General features: G+C 61.8%; 19 protein-coding genes. 11 read left to right on the top strand and 8 right to left on the bottom strand.

Annotated features, from left to right (window positions below; genetic code table 11):
- Positions 1-3: 3 nt before the first annotated feature.
- Both ACX0GZ_RS14570 and ACX0GZ_RS14565 read right to left on the bottom strand, forming a co-directional pair.
- Complete coding sequence (locus tag ACX0GZ_RS14570; protein ID WP_458817482.1) at positions 4-294, bottom strand: DsrE family protein; 291 nt, start codon at positions 292-294, stop codon at positions 4-6.
- A complete protein-coding gene (locus tag ACX0GZ_RS14565) occupies positions 191-1426 on the bottom strand; it encodes an MBL fold metallo-hydrolase (protein WP_458817481.1) in 1236 nt (411 codons plus the stop codon). Before ACX0GZ_RS14565 ends, ACX0GZ_RS14570 begins: the two co-directional genes overlap by 104 nt.
- A gap of 149 nt (positions 1427-1575) precedes the next feature.
- On the opposite strand from ACX0GZ_RS14565, the gene ACX0GZ_RS14560 reads away from it, so the two are divergent.
- Positions 1576-2205, top strand: a complete 630-nt coding sequence (locus ACX0GZ_RS14560) for a peroxiredoxin (RefSeq protein WP_458817480.1) — start codon at positions 1576-1578, stop codon at positions 2203-2205.
- Between the two features lie 9 nt (positions 2206-2214).
- Here the strand turns inward: ACX0GZ_RS14560 and ACX0GZ_RS14555 are convergent, their stop codons facing one another.
- Positions 2215-2523: a thioredoxin family protein gene (locus ACX0GZ_RS14555; protein ID WP_458817479.1), complete on the bottom strand. Its 309-nt coding sequence runs from the start codon at positions 2521-2523 to the stop codon at positions 2215-2217.
- A gap of 80 nt (positions 2524-2603) precedes the next feature.
- Here ACX0GZ_RS14555 and ACX0GZ_RS14550 point away from each other — a divergent pair, with 80 nt between their 5' ends.
- A complete protein-coding gene (locus ACX0GZ_RS14550; RefSeq protein ID WP_458817478.1) occupies positions 2604-3215 on the top strand; it encodes an SAM-dependent methyltransferase in 612 nt (203 codons plus the stop codon).
- Positions 3216-3236: 21 nt separating this feature from the next.
- Here the strand turns inward: ACX0GZ_RS14550 and ACX0GZ_RS14545 are convergent, their stop codons facing one another.
- Positions 3237-3617, bottom strand: coding sequence for a metalloregulator ArsR/SmtB family transcription factor (locus ACX0GZ_RS14545; protein ID WP_458817477.1), 381 nt, complete (start codon positions 3615-3617; stop codon positions 3237-3239).
- Between the two features lie 2 nt (positions 3618-3619).
- Entirely contained in the window at positions 3620-4285 is a 666-nt protein-coding gene (locus tag ACX0GZ_RS14540) for a peroxiredoxin (RefSeq protein WP_458817476.1), read from the bottom strand.
- Between the two features lie 90 nt (positions 4286-4375).
- Here ACX0GZ_RS14540 and ACX0GZ_RS14535 point away from each other — a divergent pair, with 90 nt between their 5' ends.
- The 7 genes from ACX0GZ_RS14535 to ACX0GZ_RS14505 are packed head-to-tail and all read left to right on the top strand — an operon-like array spanning position 4376 to position 9845.
- Positions 4376-5311, top strand: a complete 936-nt coding sequence (locus ACX0GZ_RS14535; protein ID WP_458817475.1) for an MBL fold metallo-hydrolase — start codon at positions 4376-4378, stop codon at positions 5309-5311.
- Positions 5311-5745 carry a YeeE/YedE family protein gene (locus ACX0GZ_RS14530; RefSeq protein ID WP_458817474.1) on the top strand — a complete coding sequence of 145 codons (435 nt, stop codon included), beginning with the start codon at positions 5311-5313 and terminating at the stop codon, positions 5743-5745. The genes ACX0GZ_RS14535 and ACX0GZ_RS14530 overlap by 1 nt, the downstream gene beginning before the upstream one ends.
- Entirely contained in the window at positions 5745-6179 is a 435-nt protein-coding gene (locus tag ACX0GZ_RS14525; protein ID WP_458817473.1) for a DUF6691 family protein, read from the top strand. Before ACX0GZ_RS14530 ends, ACX0GZ_RS14525 begins: the two co-directional genes overlap by 1 nt.
- Positions 6180-6192: 13 nt before the next feature.
- Positions 6193-6621: a protein tyrosine phosphatase family protein gene (locus ACX0GZ_RS14520; RefSeq protein WP_458817472.1), complete on the top strand. Its 429-nt coding sequence runs from the start codon at positions 6193-6195 to the stop codon at positions 6619-6621.
- Positions 6618-7853 (top strand): NAD(P)/FAD-dependent oxidoreductase, encoded by a 1236-nt coding sequence (locus tag ACX0GZ_RS14515; RefSeq protein WP_458817471.1) that lies wholly within the window; start codon positions 6618-6620, stop codon positions 7851-7853. Before ACX0GZ_RS14520 ends, ACX0GZ_RS14515 begins: the two co-directional genes overlap by 4 nt.
- Positions 7805-9658, top strand: a complete 1854-nt coding sequence (locus tag ACX0GZ_RS14510) for a SulP family inorganic anion transporter (protein ID WP_458817470.1) — start codon at positions 7805-7807, stop codon at positions 9656-9658. Before ACX0GZ_RS14515 ends, ACX0GZ_RS14510 begins: the two co-directional genes overlap by 49 nt.
- A gap of 28 nt (positions 9659-9686) precedes the next feature.
- On the top strand, positions 9687-9845 hold the full coding sequence (locus ACX0GZ_RS14505; protein WP_458817469.1) for a transposase: 159 nt from the start codon (positions 9687-9689) through the stop codon (positions 9843-9845).
- 178 nt (positions 9846-10023) lie between these two features.
- Here ACX0GZ_RS14505 and rtcR read toward each other — a convergent pair whose 3' ends face one another.
- The gene (gene rtcR / locus ACX0GZ_RS14500) at positions 10024-11673 is read right to left on the bottom strand and encodes an RNA repair transcriptional activator RtcR (RefSeq protein ID WP_458817468.1); all 1650 of its coding nucleotides are present in this window, start codon (positions 11671-11673) and stop codon (positions 10024-10026) included.
- 194 nt (positions 11674-11867) lie between these two features.
- On the opposite strand from rtcR, the gene ACX0GZ_RS14495 reads away from it, so the two are divergent.
- Together ACX0GZ_RS14495 and rtcA are read left to right on the top strand one after the other, a co-directional pair.
- The gene (locus tag ACX0GZ_RS14495) at positions 11868-13091 is read left to right on the top strand and encodes an RtcB family protein (protein ID WP_458817467.1); all 1224 of its coding nucleotides are present in this window, start codon (positions 11868-11870) and stop codon (positions 13089-13091) included.
- 35 nt (positions 13092-13126) lie between these two features.
- On the top strand, positions 13127-14143 hold the full coding sequence (gene rtcA, locus ACX0GZ_RS14490) for an RNA 3'-terminal phosphate cyclase (RefSeq protein WP_458817466.1): 1017 nt from the start codon (positions 13127-13129) through the stop codon (positions 14141-14143).
- An 81-nt stretch (positions 14144-14224) separates the two neighbouring features.
- Here the strand turns inward: rtcA and ACX0GZ_RS14485 are convergent, their stop codons facing one another.
- Positions 14225-14905 carry a TenA family protein gene (locus tag ACX0GZ_RS14485; RefSeq protein ID WP_458817465.1) on the bottom strand — a complete coding sequence of 227 codons (681 nt, stop codon included), beginning with the start codon at positions 14903-14905 and terminating at the stop codon, positions 14225-14227.
- A 3-nt stretch (positions 14906-14908) separates the two neighbouring features.
- Positions 14909-15610, bottom strand: a complete 702-nt coding sequence (locus ACX0GZ_RS14480) for a TenA family protein (RefSeq protein WP_458817464.1) — start codon at positions 15608-15610, stop codon at positions 14909-14911.
- Between the last annotated feature and the right edge of the window lie 321 nt (positions 15611-15931).

The following is a 15931-nucleotide window of genomic DNA, read 5'->3' as shown; positions in this document are numbered from 1 at the left end:
CGCCTAGCCTCTGGCCTGGCATAGTGCCAATGTCGTCATGGCAGACAGATCTATAACAATGCCGTTGGCAAGATCATCGGTATCAATCTTATTTCCAGCTAGTGCTTGGCTGCAGACGTGAATTTCAACGACTTGCTCGAGCAGAGCGGCAATCAGCGGCGAATTCGGGTTCGGTACACCAAAGCGGGCGTTATGAGCAGCGTCGGACATTACGAGCGACGTCGCCGGACCGTGGACGATGGCGATCAGATCGCGGGCTTGGGATCGGTGGCCCACCGATCCCGTCAGATTGATGAACCTTGCGATTTTTTCCAGGCTCGGATTGGGGCGACTGGGCTCGGTCGCCGGTTTTGTGATGTTGAAGATCGCGCGAAGCGTTTCGCCGGGCGCGGGTTTGTTTGCGGCGTCGGGCATCGGGCTGATGCCGCCAAACTTGGAAATCACGGGATGGCTCGCGCTCTGCGCGTGGGCGCCGACCGGGGCGCTTACAAGCATCACGCCGCACACAAGCCGTTTGGCGATGCCGTTCATCCGACGTCCCTCTTTGGCGGTTGGAAGTAATCGACGGGTATCTTGAGGAAGGACCGCCCGCAGGGTCGGGGTCGGGTACGCGGCCGCCGCGAATATTTACCTGCAATGCCGCCAGCATCAATTTGGGCAGCGGCAAGGTTGCATCGCGTTCATCGCGCAGCTCAATGAACTCGGCTTCGGTCTTTCCGCCGCCCACATGCTTGTTCGAAGCCTTGTGCTCGGCAACGGTGGCACAGCATGCCACGTCGCGGCTGTCCTGTTCGTAATCATGTCCGATGAACAATGCGGTATCGTCGGGCAGCGAGAGAATTTGCTGAATGGTCGCGTAGAGCGCTTTCGAACTCCCGCCCGGAAAATCGGCGCGCGATGTCCCCATGTCTGGCATCATCAGCGTATCGTGAACGAAGGCGACTTCGTCGGTGGCATAGGTTATCGAGGCAAGCGTATGGCCCGGTGAGAACATGACCCGCACCTGGGTTTCGCCAATGCTGAAGGTGTCGCCGTCGGCGAACAGCCGGTCCCATTGCGAACCGTCGGTCGGCAGGTCGTCAAGGCAATAGATATCCGCCCACAGCTTCTGAGCGCCGGTAACCTTCTCGCCGATGGCGCGCGGCGCGCCCAGCTTTCCCGCGATATAAGGCGCAGAGGAAAAATGATCGGCATGCGGGTGGGTGTCCAGAACCCAGCGTACGGTCGCGCCCTGTTCGCGCACGAAGTCGATCAGCGCGTCGGCGTTCCTTGTCGAAATCGCGCCTGCGTTCGGATCGTAATCAAGCACCGGATCGATGATCGCTGCGTCATTGGTTGCGCGATCGATCAGGACATATTGCCAACTGCCCGTTGCTGCGTCCCACAATGCGCCGACACGCGAGGTGTCGAATTCGATGATCTCCATAGAGCCTCCTGAGTAACGTTGGTTATGCCTATCACAGATCGGCCCCTCGAGGCCACATCGATTACACGATTACTCTAATCGAAATATCGTAATGGTCGATCGCGCCCTCTTGGCCTAAGCAGGATCCAATTCCACAAGAGGAGACGATCATGACATTGCACATTGGCGATACCGCGCCCGATTTCACCGTCGACACACAGGATGGCCGGATCACCCTGCACGAATGGGCGGGCGACAGCTGGGTATTCTTCTTCAGCCACCCGGCCGATTTCACGCCCGTATGCACGACGGAAATGGGACGCACGGCGCAGCTTGCGAGCGAATTCGAGCAGCGCAACGTCAAGCCGCTGGGACTGTCCACCGATACCGCGGAAGAGCACCGCAAATGGATCGCGGATGTCGATGACACTCAGCACACCACGCTTAAATTCCCGATTGTCGCGGACGCCGATCTGTCGATCGCGAAGATGTACGATATGATCCATCCCGATCAGAGCGAGACCGCAGCGGTGCGTTCGGTGTTCATCATCGATCCGAAAAAGAAAATCCGGCTAACCATGACCTACCCGATGAGCGTTGGCCGCAACTTCGATGAAATCCTGCGGGTGATCGATGCCCTGCAACTTGGCGATGCCAAGCGGATCGCGACGCCCGCCGACTGGCGACCGGGCAAGGATGTCATCATTCCGCCGTCGATCTCCAACGAAGAGGCGAGCACGCTTTTCCCGCAAGGATGGGTCGAGCATCGCGCCTATCTTCGCACCGTAAAGGTCGATTGAGCGATCACGTCACCGACCAGCGGCTTGCGCGACGAGCAAGTCGCTGGTCAGCACCTGCGGCAATTCCCTCAGCTCTGCACCTTGAGGCGCATAGAGATAATAGGGAATGGAGTTGCGACCGCGGCTGGCGAGATACCGCGTGATCGCCGGATCCCCGCGCGTCCAATCGGCGACCAGGGTGACGACGCCGGCGCGCGCGAACGCGTCGCGCGTATCGGGGCGGTCGATCGCGATCCGCTTGTTCACCTGGCAGATCAGGCACCAATCCGCCGTGAAGTCGACGAATACCGGCGTGCCTGCCGCACGCAATTCGCTCACGCGCCAGGCGGTCTCGTCGCGGTTTTGCGCTTTCCACTTTCAAGCGTGCTGACCGACACATCTCAAATGAAGGCTGCAGAATGAACGACATCGATCGCTGGAATGACCGGTTTGATACCGACACTTATGTGTTTGGCGAGGCACCGAACCGGTTTCTCGTCGAACAGGCTGATCGCCTGGCGCCAGACTCGAAGGTGCTGGCCGTGGCAGATGGCGAAGGCCGCAACGGCGTCTGGCTGGCGGAAATGGGGCACCGCATCGTTTCCGTCGATGCGTCCCACACGGGTCAGGCCAAAGCCCGTGCGCTGGCGGCCCGGCGCGGCGTCTCGATCGAGTTGATGGTGGCCGATTTGCTGGACTGGGATTGGCCGGACGGGGCTTATGACGCCGTCGTTGCCATTTTCATTCAGTTTGCAGGGCCGTCAGGGCGCGCCGCCATGCTGGCGGGCATGATGCGGGCAACCCGTCCCGGCGGCGTGATCCTGCTCCAAGGCTATCGGCCCGAACAACTTGCTTACGGAACGGGCGGCCCGCCGGTCGCCGAGAACATGTATACCGAGGCGATGCTAAGGCAGGCGTTCGCCGGTTGGGAGGTCGAGCACCTTGCCATCCATGATAGCGTGATTGAAGAAGGGCCGGGGCACAGCGGAATGTCCGCTTTAATTGATTTGGTGGCCCGAAGGCCTGAGTAACCGGAACCGCCGTACCGGCCTTTAGCGTGTTCGCTGCGGATTGATCCGTGCAAACATGGCGGCGCCGCCCCCGCTTCGCATCCGGCTGGCGACAGCATCCTCGCGCGCGACCGCGACCGTTCCGGCGAAGGCGTCGAGCAAGGCACTTACCTGTGCCATGCGGTCGTGATTGATGCGGTAGAAGACCAGTTTCGCGTCCCGCCGCGTTTCAACCAGATCGGCTTTTCGCAACACGCCCAGTTGCTGGCTCAGGCCCGGCTGGCCGACTCCTGTGGCGTGCTCGATCTCGCCGACCGATCGTTCGCCATCGACCAACGCGCGAAGCAGCGACAGGCGTACCTGATGCGCCAAGGCACGCAGCAATTCGGCGCTTGCCTCCAGATCGACCTTTGCAATGTCCATGTTCAGCGCTTTCCGTCGGGCATCGTCGCGTAAAACCAGTCGGTCCCGCTGTCCGATGCAAGAACGTCCGCGACGGACTGGCTGGGCACGCGCAGCACATCGTCGCCCGGCGTCCAGCCCTCCGGTGCCAGCGCGCTGCCGTCGTGCACGCGCTGCAGGGCTGCCAGCAAGCGCAGCATCTCTTCGACCGAGCGCCCCGCGCTTGCCGGGTAACAGGTCGAAGCCCGCAGCACGCCTTCGGGATCGAGAAAATAGGTCGAACGCACCGCGCTGGCGTCGACCGCATCGGGGCCGATCATCCCGTAAGCCCGCGCGATTTCCAGCGTCGGATCCTCGATGATCGGAAAGTCGACGGCTACCCCGAACCGGTCGTGGATCGCGCGGATCCAGGCAAGGTGCGAAAACAGGCTGTCCACCGACAGCGCGACCAATTCGGCGCCCAGCGCCTCGAACCTGTCGCGCGCCCGCGCCAGCGCGACGAACTCGCTGGTGCAGACCGGGGTGAAGTCTGCCGGGTGCGAGAACAGTACGACCCAGCGCCCACGCAGATCGGACAGGGTCAACACCCCGCGGGTCGAGCGCGCGGTAAAGTCCGGCGCAACTTCGCCCAAACGGAGCGGCGAACAGGCGGGAAGGGGTGCAGCAGACAAATCGAACCTTTCACTCATCATGATTGCACCATTGCGGAGCAGGCGGCTTGACGCAACATGCATACACGATTATCAAATAAGTGTAACCGAGAAATTGTGGAGAGTCGAATGACTGCCCCGACCGATGTTCCGCTTTCCGAAGCGCAGACGATCGTCGCCGCGACGCGCGACGGCGTGAACCCTATTCCTGTCGTGCACGCCTTTTTCGACGAGCCGACCAATACCGCATCCTATGTCGTCCATGATCCCGACAGTCATGAGGCAGCGGTCATCGATTCGGTGCTGGATTTCGATCCGGCATCGGGACGCACATCCTTCGCTTCGGCCGATGCTATCGTTGGCTATGTCGAACAGCATGACCTGAAGGTCCAATGGCTGCTCGAAACCCATGCCCATGCCGATCACCTGTCGGCGGCGCCCTATCTGCAGCAGAAACTGGGTGGAAAGCTCGCCATCGGGCGCGACATCACCACCGTGCAGGCGGTATTCGGCAAGATCTTCAACGAAGGCACCGCGTTCGAGCGCGACGGATCGCAGTTCGATCATCTGTTTGCGGATGGCGACCGGTTCATGATCGGGTCTATTCCGGCCATGGCACTGCATCTGCCAGGCCACACCCCGGCGGATCTCGCCTATGTCGTGGGTGACGCAGTGTTCACCGGCGACACCATCTTCATGCCCGATTACGGTACCGCGCGCGCGGACTTCCCGGGGGGTGACGCGCGCCAGCTCTATCGGTCGATCCGGCGGTTGCTCAGCCTGCCGCGCGAGACGCGGCTGTTCCTGTGCCACGATTACAAGGCGCCGGGCCGCGACGATTATGTCTGGGAAACCACCGTCGCGCAGCAACAGGACGCCAATGTCCATGTCCATACCGGGGTCGACGAGGACCGCTTTGTCGAGATGCGCGAAAAGCGTGATGCGACGCTTGGCATGCCCAAGCTGATCCTGCCGTCGATCCAGGTCAACATGCGGGCGGGTCACCTGCCCGAGCCGGAAGCGAACGGCACCCGTTACCTCAAGCTGCCGCTGGATGTTTTGTGATGCCTGATTACGCAATGCCCGTACAGGGCCTGATCGGCGGATTGATGATCGGCGTCGCGGCGGCGATCATGCTGCTCGGTGCGGGTCGGATCGCCGGTGTCAGCGGTATGGCCGCGCGCGCCTTCGGCCTTTCGGACGGCGGCACGCCGCGCGGACTGGCCTGGGCGTTCATCCTCGGCCTGCCCATCGGCGCGGCCATTGTCGCGCTTATCGCGGGGCCGGTAGTGTCGCGGTTTCCGATGAGCGCGCTGACACTCGTCGCCGCCGGACTGATCGTCGGTTTCGGAACGCGGCTCGGATCGGGGTGCACCAGTGGCCACGGCGTGTGCGGGATGTCCCGGCTGTCGAAGCGTTCGATCGCGGCGACCCTGACCTTCATGGTCGCCGGTTTCGTCACGGTCGCAGTGGTCAATGCGCTGGGAGGCGGCTGGTGATGGGACGCATTCTCGTTGGCCTGATTTCGGGCACGCTGTTCGGCGCGGGGCTCGCGGTATCGGGCATGCTCGACCCGGTGCGCGTGCGCGGTTTCCTCGACCTGTTCGGTACATGGGATCCGACGCTTGCCTTCGTCATGGGCGGCGCGATGATCCCGATGGCGATCGCGTGGATCATTCAGCGCAGCCAGCGCGCGCCGTTGGCCGACAACCGCTTCCATTTGCCCGACACCAGCACGATTACCGCGCCGTTGATCGGCGGATCGGCGCTGTTCGGCATCGGCTGGGGTCTTGGCGGCCTGTGCCCCGGACCCGCGCTCGCCGCCTTTGCAATCGCGCCCGACAAGGCGGCGATATTCACCGCCGCGATGATCGTCGGATTCGCCGCCGCCTGGTTCGTCCAGCGCCCGCGAACCGCCGCCACCACTCGTTGAAAGGAGCTCGTCCGTGAACCGGCTGACCGACAAACTGAGCGTCCGACCCCAGATGACCGCTGCCGACATCCGCGATGCAGCGGACAAGGGCTTTGCCGCGATCATCAATAACCGACCCGACGACGAGGAGCCGGACCAGCCGACGTCCGAAACGCTCGCTGCCGCTGCGCAAGCGGCCGGGCTGGATTATCATCACATCCCCGTCACAGGCAACGGAATCGGCGATGACGACGTCGCGCGTTTCGCCCGCGCGGTGGCAGACGCCAACGGCCCGGTGGCCGCATTCTGTCGCACCGGCACCCGGTCCGCGACCTTGTGGGCGTTGGGCGAGGTGCAGAAGCGCCCGGTCTATGCCGTGCTCAAGGACGCCCAGGCGGCCGGTTACGATCTGGGCGCGCACCGGGCCCGCATGAACGCCGTATCGGGAGGATCGGGCAAATGACGCAACGTCACGACATCGTCATCGTGGGCGGCGGCGCAGGCGGCATCGCCACGGCGGCCTCCCTTCTAAAGCGAGCGCCGAAGCTGGACATCGCGATCGTCGAGCCGCGCGACACGCATTACTACCAGCCCGGCTGGACGATGGTCGGCGGCGGGATTTTCGAGCCCGACGTGACCGCCCGTCCGATGGCATCGGTGATGCCCAGGGGCGTCCAATGGATCAAGGCGGCGGTTTCTGCTTTCCAACCCGAGAACAATGAAGTCACGCTCGATACCGGGCGCACGATCGGTTACCGCGCGCTGGTCGTGGCGCCGGGCAATTGCCTCGACTGGGATGCCATTCCCGGGCTGCGCGAGACGTTGGGCAAGAACGGCGTCACCTCGAACTATGGCTACGACAGCGCGCCCTACACCTGGGAACTGGTGCAGCGCCTGCGCGAGGGCGTGGCCCTGTTCACCCAGCCGCCGATGCCGATCAAATGCGCCGGCGCGCCGCAAAAGGCGATGTACCTGTCGTGCGATGCCTGGGAAGAGCGCGGCGTCCTGAAGAACATTCAGGTCGAGTTTCACAATGCCGGTGCGGCTCTGTTCGGGGTCAAGGAATATGTCCCCGCGCTGATGGATTATGTCCGTCGATACGGCATCGACCTGCAGTTCGAATCGACGCTGGTCGGGGTCGATGGACCGGCCAAGCGCGCGACCTTCAGGGAGAAGGCGGGCGAAGTGACGCGCGATTTCGATATGATCCACGTCACGCCACCGCAACGCGCGCTCGGATTCGTTGCCGACAGCCCGATCGCCGACGCGAACGGCTATGTCGAGGTCGATCAGGTCACGCTGCAGCATGTCCGCCACGCCAACATCTTCGCGCTCGGCGATGGTGGATCGACGCCCAATGCCAAGACCGCGGCTGCCGCGCGCAAGCAGGCGCCGATCGTCGCGGTCAATCTGCTCGCCATGCTGGAGGGGCGGACTCCGGTCGCGGGTTATGACGGCTATGGTTCGTGCCCATTGACGGTCGAAAAGGGCAGGATCGTGCTCGCCGAATTCGGTTATGGCGGCAAGCTGCTCCCCAGTTTCCCGAAATGGCTGATCGACGGCACCAAGCCGCAGAAGCTGTCCTGGCTGCTGAAGTCCGAGGCGTTGCCCTGGGTCTATTGGAACGGCATGCTGAAGGGCCATGAATGGCTGGTGAAGCCGCAGCCGGTCGACGCGGTCCGCAACGCCGCCTGACACCCCACGCACTCCGATCCAGGTCTGGTCCGCTGTTGATGCTCGCGCGCTATTTTCCGATTCTTGACTGGGGCCGCCGCTATACAGGGGCAACGTTGTCGGCGGACATGCTGGCGGCGGTGATCGTCACAATCATGCTGATCCCGCAAAGCCTGGCCTATGCGCTGCTCGCGGGACTGCCTCCGGTCATCGGCCTTTATGCGTCGATCCTGCCGCTGGTCGCCTATGCCATTTTCGGGACCAGCCGCACGCTTGCGGTGGGACCGGTCGCGGTCGTATCGCTGATGACGGCGGCGGCGGCGGGGGCGGTCGCAGCGCCCGGCAGCCCCGAATATATCGAGGCGGCCCTGACGCTCGCCTTATTGTCGGGCATTATGCTGGCGGTGATGGGTTTCCTGCGCCTGGGCTTCCTCGCCAACCTGTTGTCGCACCCCGTCATCTCGGGCTTCATCACCGCCAGCGGGATCATCATCGCCACCAGCCAGGTCAGGCACCTGCTCGGCATCGCCGGCGAAGGCGAAACCATGCCCCGGCTGATCGGGTCGATGGCCGCCGATATCGGCAGCATCAATCCGTGGACGCTCGTCATCGGCGTTACCGCGACCGCGTTCCTGTTCTGGATCCGCAAGGGGTTGAAGCCATTGATGCTTGGCGTAGGCATGCCGCCGCGCCCTGCCGACATGATCGTGAAGGCAGGGCCGGTCGCTGCGGTCGCTGCGACCATCGCAGCGGTGCTTGCGTTCGATCTGGAAGCAAAGGGCGTACGGGTTGTCGGCACCATTCCGTCAGGCCTGCCGCCGTTCGGCCTTCCGGGCATCAATCTCGATTTATGGGCGAAACTCTGGGTCCCGGCGCTGCTGATCTCGATCATCGGGTTTGTCGAATCGGTGTCGGTCGCACAGACGCTCGCGGCGAAACGGCGTCAGCGGATCAGCCCCGACCAGGAACTGATCGGCCTCGGCTCGTCCAATCTCGCTTCGGCCTTTTCGGGCGGCTATCCGGTGACGGGCGGCTTTGCACGCTCGGTCGTGAATTTCGACGCGGGCGCGGAAACGCCCGCGGCGGGGGCATTCACCGCGGTCGGGATCGCGCTCGCGTCGCTGTTCCTGACGCCATTGCTCTACAGCCTGCCGATTGCGACGCTGGCTGCGACCATCATCGTTGCGGTACTGAGCTTGGTCGATTTCAAGACCCCCGCGTCGCTTTGGCGCTATTCGAAGGCGGACTTCGCTGCCACCGCAGCGACGATCGGCGTGACACTGCTTGCCGGCGTCGAGACGGGCGTGATCGCAGGCGTTGCGATCAGCCTGCTGCTCTATCTCTGGAATGCATCGCGCCCGCACGCCGCAATTGTCGGGCGCGTTCCCGATACCGAGCATTTTCGCAACGTGAAGCGGCACAAGGTGATGACGCTGCCGCATTTGCTGACGATCCGGATCGACGAATCACTCACCTATCTCAACGCCCGCTGGCTCGAGGAATATGTGCTCGAGCAGGTCGCGGACCATCCCGAATTGCGCCATGTCGTGCTGATGTGCTCGGCGGTTAACGGCGTCGATGCATCCGCGCTGGAAAGCCTGGAGGCAATCAATCACCGCTTGGGCGATGCCGGAATCAGCCTGAACCTGTCCGAGGTAAAGGGCCCGGTGATGGACCGGCTGAAGCGATCCCACCTGCTCCACGACCTGACGGGCCAAGTATTCCTGTCGCAGCACGATGCGTTCGATCAGCTGTCGGCCCATCCAGGCGACGATGCATTGGCCGCAGGTCGAGCACCGACCTTTTTTCAGGGGCGCGGGATATGATCGCTAATGGCAATTTTGGTGTTGGAGAATGACCGAGATTTCGGGCAAACAGGCGAAATACGAGGCGATCTCTTTGTTGATAAAGTCCGGTCGGGGCGTCGTTGAAGCGTGTCGCGAGATCGGTGTTTCCGAACGGACATTCTCCCGCTGGCGAGTCGAGGCAAAGCAGAATTCGCCAAGCTCATGATCGGTGGCGGGTGATCGACGGTAGCGCAAATATCCTTCCATCGAACCGTGAGGCAGTCGTAGTGGCGGGCTACAAAGTGCGCCCATAACAAACATGCCACACGGGCCAGATCAACGGGCTTAGGAAGGGCAGCTTTCGCCGTTTGCGAACCGAAGGCTGCCTGTCAGCAACCGGCCCATTAATTGTCAATCAGCAGCCCCCAACTAAGGTCAAACCGCGCGAGATATTTGCGCAATCGATCAGCATCATTTGTCGACGTACGCTGGCCACGAGAAGCAGCAAACAAATTTCGGCCAGCTTCAGAAAGCGATCGGCTTTCCTGGCAAACCGCAACAACGTGCGCGAGTTGCACGCGATCGAACGGATCGAGCAGCGCGATCGCTTCCGGTGCAAGCAGCTTTGCAAGCCCATCATCGTTTGCATCAGCGGCCGACCAGGCTCGCTGTAATCGCGCGATTTCAGCATCGGCCAGAGGCCGGTCAATCCGACCTTTTGGGCTGAACGTTGCCATGCGCGTGACACTAGCCGCGAGGTCGCGGAAGTTGCCCGGCCACCGCGCTGCGGGGCTGATCGCAAATTCCAAATAGCGCTCGCGTGCTTCCTTGTTAAACGTGATCCGTTCGCCTTCTCGTTCAGCAAATCTGTCAAGTTCGTAGTCGAGATTTGGAGCGATATCTTCGCGCCGCTCGGCGAGGCTGGGCAGTGTAAACGTCCACAGATTAAGGCGAGCGAATAGGTCTTCACGGAAATTGCCATCGGCTACGCTTGCACCGAGGTCGCGATTGGTGCCGGCGATCAACTGGAAGTCGCTCCCCACCTCCTTGTCCGCGCCAATCGGAAGGAAGCGTTTTTCCTCGACGGCGCGTAAAATCATCGCTTGTTCGTCGAGCCCTAATTCACCGATCTCGTCAAGGAAGAGCGTCCCGGTATCAGCCGTGCGCAGCAGTCCAGGTCGATCGCTCGCCGCCCCGGTGAACGCGCCGCGCTTATGTCCGAACAAGGCTGACATTGCGCTATCGCCCTTTAAGGTCGCACAATTGACCTCCACGAACGGGCCCTGCACTTGGTGCCGTAGCCGCTTGAGGTCGTAGATGCGCCGCGCGAGCTGGCTCTTGCCGGCACCGGTCGGTCCCATCAACAGGATTGGCGCTCGGCTGCGAACCGCGACTTGCTCGATCTCGTCGATCATTGCGTTGAAAGCGGCGTTCCGCGTTTCGATTCCCGATTTAAGGAACGACGTGCTGTCCGCACTGACGATGGCAAAGCGCGTGGCGATACTATCATAGCGTGATAGATCGAGGTCGATGATGTTCCACACCCCTGCCGGATCGACCGAGCCTCGGCGCGGCTGGGTTTGTAATAGCCGGCCAGGGAGGTAGTGCGCCTCTGTCAGCAAGAACAAGCAGATCTGCGCAACATGGGTGCCGGTCGTAATGTGTATCAAATAGTCTTCAGCGTCGGGATCGAACGCATAGCCACGCGCAAAATCGAGCAGCTTGCCGTAGACTTCCTCGAAATCCCAAGCGTCTTTGAAATCCATCACGTGAGTTTCAACCGACGTTTCCGGCGACACGGATGCAATGTCCTGCGTCACATAATCGGCCAGGCCCTGGTGTACGCCGCCATGGAGAAGGACCAGCCTATCAACCCTGAGATCCTCGTGCATGGTGAGGCCAACCGAGGGTCGCCATTGATTCCAGCGAGACGGGCCCAATTTGCTCGAATCAAGCGTCGAGCCGAGAAATCCGATAACGACAAGTGGCTTCATTACGATACTATGGTATAAAAGTGTATCCCTGTCGATAAGTGACGTGAGCCGGCTGGCCATTATCGCCGCAACGCATTTTAGAATAAACGACCGAAATTCAGCCTGCTATGCGTATTTGGCGGGCATTCATGTTGGTTGGCACGCGATGTGCTCTGCTGATGGTGCCGGGTTAGGTCGAACAGCCCGGCACCCGCGGTGAGAGGGGCGGCCGGAATAGGCCGGCCGCCCCAAAGCCGGAACGAGGACGAGTTTCGATGGGCGACAACTACGATTTTCAGCAGGTTGAAGGCGGCGTGCCGATCAAAATGTGGACGCGAGGCGTACCGGTCGATGACAAGGCGCGCGATCAGCTCTCGCGTGCGGCTCGGATGCCATTCATCTTCAAGCATGTGGCAGCGATGCCCGATGTTCACGTTGGGATCGGTGCTACTGTTGGATCGGTGATTCCGACCAAGGGTGCGATCATCCCGGCGGCGGTAGGCGTCGACATCGGCTGTGGCATGATGGCGGCGCGGACCTCGCTGATGGCGAGCGACCTGCCCGACACGCTTGAAGGCGTGCGTGCTGCGATCGAGCGCGCGGTGCCGGTTGGACGTAAGGTCGGGCGCGGCAACCGCGATACAGGATCGTGGGGTGATCCGCCCCCGGCGATCGTGGAGGCGTGGGCGACGATTGCCGAACGCTTCGGTCAAATCGTGGCCAAGTATCCGAAGCTCGCTAAGACCAATAACGTGGTCCATCTCGGTACGCTGGGCACGGGCAATCACTTCATCGAGGTCTGCCTCGATACCGAGCAGCGCGTGTGGGTCATGCTGCACTCTGGTTCGCGCGGTGTCGGCAACGCGATTGGCACCTTTTTCATCGAGTTAGCCAAGCAGGACATGCGCAAGTGGTTCATTAACTTGCCAGATCAGGACCTCGCATATTTCGCCGAGGGTACTGACCACTTCGATGATTATGTCGAAGCGGTGGGCTGGGCGCAGGATTATGCAGCGCTCAACCGGCGGATGATGATGACCAATGTCATCCGTGCGCTGCGCGGGGTGATCGCCAAGCCGTTCGAGGCTGAGTTGGAGGCAGTAAACTGCCACCACAATTACGTAACGCGGGAAAACCACTTCGGCGAGAATGTGCTCGTAACCCGTAAGGGCGCCGTGCGCGCGGCGAAAGGCGTGATGGGCATTATCCCGGGCTCGATGGGCGCTAAGTCGTTCATCGTTCGCGGTCTTGGCAACAAGGAATCGTTCGACAGCTGTTCGCACGGCGCTGGTCGAGTGATGTCTCGAACGCAGGCCAAGAAGGAGGTAACGCTTGCCGAGCATATCGCCGACACGGCCGGGGTTGAGTGCCGGAAGGACGAAGGCGTGATCGACGAAAGCCCGCGGGCTTACAAGCCGATCGAGGCCGTCATGGCCGCGCAGTCGGACCTGGTCGAAATCGTTCACACGCTGAAGCAGGTGGTGTGCGTGAAGGGCTAACGCCCTTCAAGCCGCCGTCCACCGAGAGAAGAACAATGATCATCATCGACGGATCGGAAGGCGAAGGCGGGGGACAGATCGTGCGTAATGCTTGCGCGCTGTCTCTGGTCAGTGGCCAGCCGTTCCGTATTACCAATGTGCGCGGGGGCCGCGAAAAACCGGGGCTGATGCGCCAGCACGTCACGGCAATCGAGGCTGCGTGTGTAATCGGTGGAGCCACTTGCGAAGGTCTGGCTGTCGGCTCGACAGAATTTACGTTCACGCCAGGCAGCGTCCGACCCGGCGAATATCATTTTGCGGTAGGAACCGCCGGCAGTACCGGGCTGGTTCTCCAGACCGTGCTGATCCCCTTGTTGCTCGCCGACGCACCATCGCGGTTGGTGTTAGAGGGCGGTACGCACAACATGATGGCGCCGCCATTCGACTTCATCGAGCGGTCGTTCCTGCCGATCATTAACCGTATGGGCCCGACGGTAACCGCCAAGCTCGTGCGCCACGGCTTTTATCCGCGCGGTGGAGGCCGGATTGAGATCGAGATCAAACCCGCACCGTTGCGGCGGATCAACTGTGTTGATCGTGGTGCGCTGATGGACCGATCTGCGATGGCGCTCTTCGCGGATATTCCTGCCGACGTCGCCGAGCGTGAGATCAAGGCAGCACGAAAAACCCTCGCCGATTGGCCGGAAGAGGCATTTGCCATTCGCGAACTGCCCGGCGATCAGGGGCCAGGTACCATCCTCATGCTCGAAGCAGCTTTTGAGAACGTGACCGAACTCGTCAGTGGATTTGGCAAGCTGGGCGTGTCGGCCGAAAAGCTAGCGACCGTGGCGGCCAACCGGATGGCAGGATATTTGGCATCGGACGCATTAGCGGGGCCGTATTTGGCAGATCAGATGCTCTTACCTTTCGCTGTCGCCGGCGGTGGGTCCTTCACCACTGTGAAGCCCACTCAGCATAGCCGGACGGCAGCTGAGGTGATCGAGCGTTTTCTGGGCCTGTCCTGCAGTTTCACGCAGCAAGAGGATGGCAAGCATCTGGTCCGGATCGGCTAGACCAAGTCAGCCGGCGGCGCTGATCGCAACCCCAATCGTTCCTGGCTGTCGACCGCAGCGACCCTAGGTCCCCCGCGAGCGTTAACGCGCAATGCGTTTCTCAGTCGCGCCATAGAGTCCCATTTGCCAGAAATCCGCTTCCAACCGTGAGGCTTGGCCGAACAGGGTGGCAAGCTCGGAAAAACGTTGATCGGTCATGGACCGGGCAGCGAGATCGTTCAGATGATGGCGGGCGGCATCGGCGACTCCCTGATAGCCATCGCCGGCATATTCGCTGATCCATTCCCTGTAGGGGTGATTGTCCAGCGCATCGATACCGCCGGATGCGAGCTTCCTGCCGATCTCGGCATAGCCGATGACACAGGGGGCGAGCGCCACATGCAGATCGAGCAGATCGCCGGCAGCGCCGCAGTCCAGCACAAAGCGGGTATAGGCCACCGTCGCCTGATGTTCCGGCGCGGCTTCCAGTCCTTCAGGTGACAGGCCCCAGCGGCCGCAAAGGCGGACATGCAATTCCGTCTCGTCGAGAATGGAGGCTAGGCCAGCCTGCGCGGCGCGGATATCGGCAATCGTCCGGCTTTTATAGGCCGCCAGCGCCCAGGCGCGGGCGAACTGGATCAGGAACAGGTAATCCTGCACGAGATAGGTGCGGAACGCCGCCTCGGGCAAGCTCCCGTTACCCAGTTGTTGGACAAACGCATGATCGACATAGCTGTCCCAGTCGGCTTGTGCGGCGGCTTTCAGGCGATCGAAGATATCCATGGTTCAGGCTTCACCCTCATAGGCCGAATCGAAAAAGGCCAGCTCCAGTGCAACGGCGCGGAGGAAGAAGTCACGAGTGACATCGGGTTCGGATGGTCCTACGCGGTCCAGTTCCGAGCGCAGGAACGCCACGAAATCCCGGAAATCAGGATTGTCATGCAGCGTGATCCATTCGGCATGGACGAAGTTCGCCGACAAAGGCTGCGGTGCCTTGATTGCCCAGTCGAGATAGAGCCATTCGGCAACGTTCAAAACGGCAAGCGCCGCCGCGTAGGAGCGCGTGGCGGCCGCTTCGCGCATGATCGCCTTGAACCCGGCGGTGGGCTGCATGTCGGGCGCTTCCGCCCGCTGCTGCTCGTTGACGCCAAGCGCCTCGAACGAGCGCAGAAAGTAGGTATTCTCTTCCCCCGACACCATGCCGGTGAACAGTCCCAACCGTAGGCGCGCCTCGAAGCTGTCGGTCGCCGCCATGGCCGCGCCCAGCAGCGTGAGAAAGCTGTCGAGGAAGCGATAATCCTGAACCAGATAGGAAGCCATCACCTTGTCGGGCACACTGCCGGCGAACAGTTCGATCACGAAGCGGTGGTCCACAGCCTGCGACCATGTCGGTTCGCTTGCCTTCCGCAGGGTGTCGGTAAAGCGCTCGCTCATCTCCTGTCCTTTCTGTGGCATAGTCATGACGCGGAGGAGGGCTGCACGTTCCATGCCTTCGCCGGAATGCCCCGGATCAAGTCCGAAGGGTCACCGCACGGCCGGTGCATATGCTCCGAGTTCTCCCTGAAAGCCCGGACCGTAGGCGCGGTTGCCGATGAGGTCACTCGGTCCAAGACTGGATCGCGATTACCCGCGTTATAATACGGAACAGGCCGCCCGCTACCTCTGGTCGAAAATAAACGAAGGACAACTTCCGACGAGCCGGCTCGCGGCAGGGACGGGCGGTTTTATCGGCGACTGCCGTCTGGGCAATTGGTTCGCTCAAATGTCTGCTTCCCCAAGCTCGGCCCGCTAGACCAGACGGTCTGCTTG

The organism is Sphingomonas aestuarii, assembly GCF_054457155.1.
Note: the sequence above shows the minus strand (reverse complement) of the source record. Positions and strands in the feature narration are given on the sequence as shown.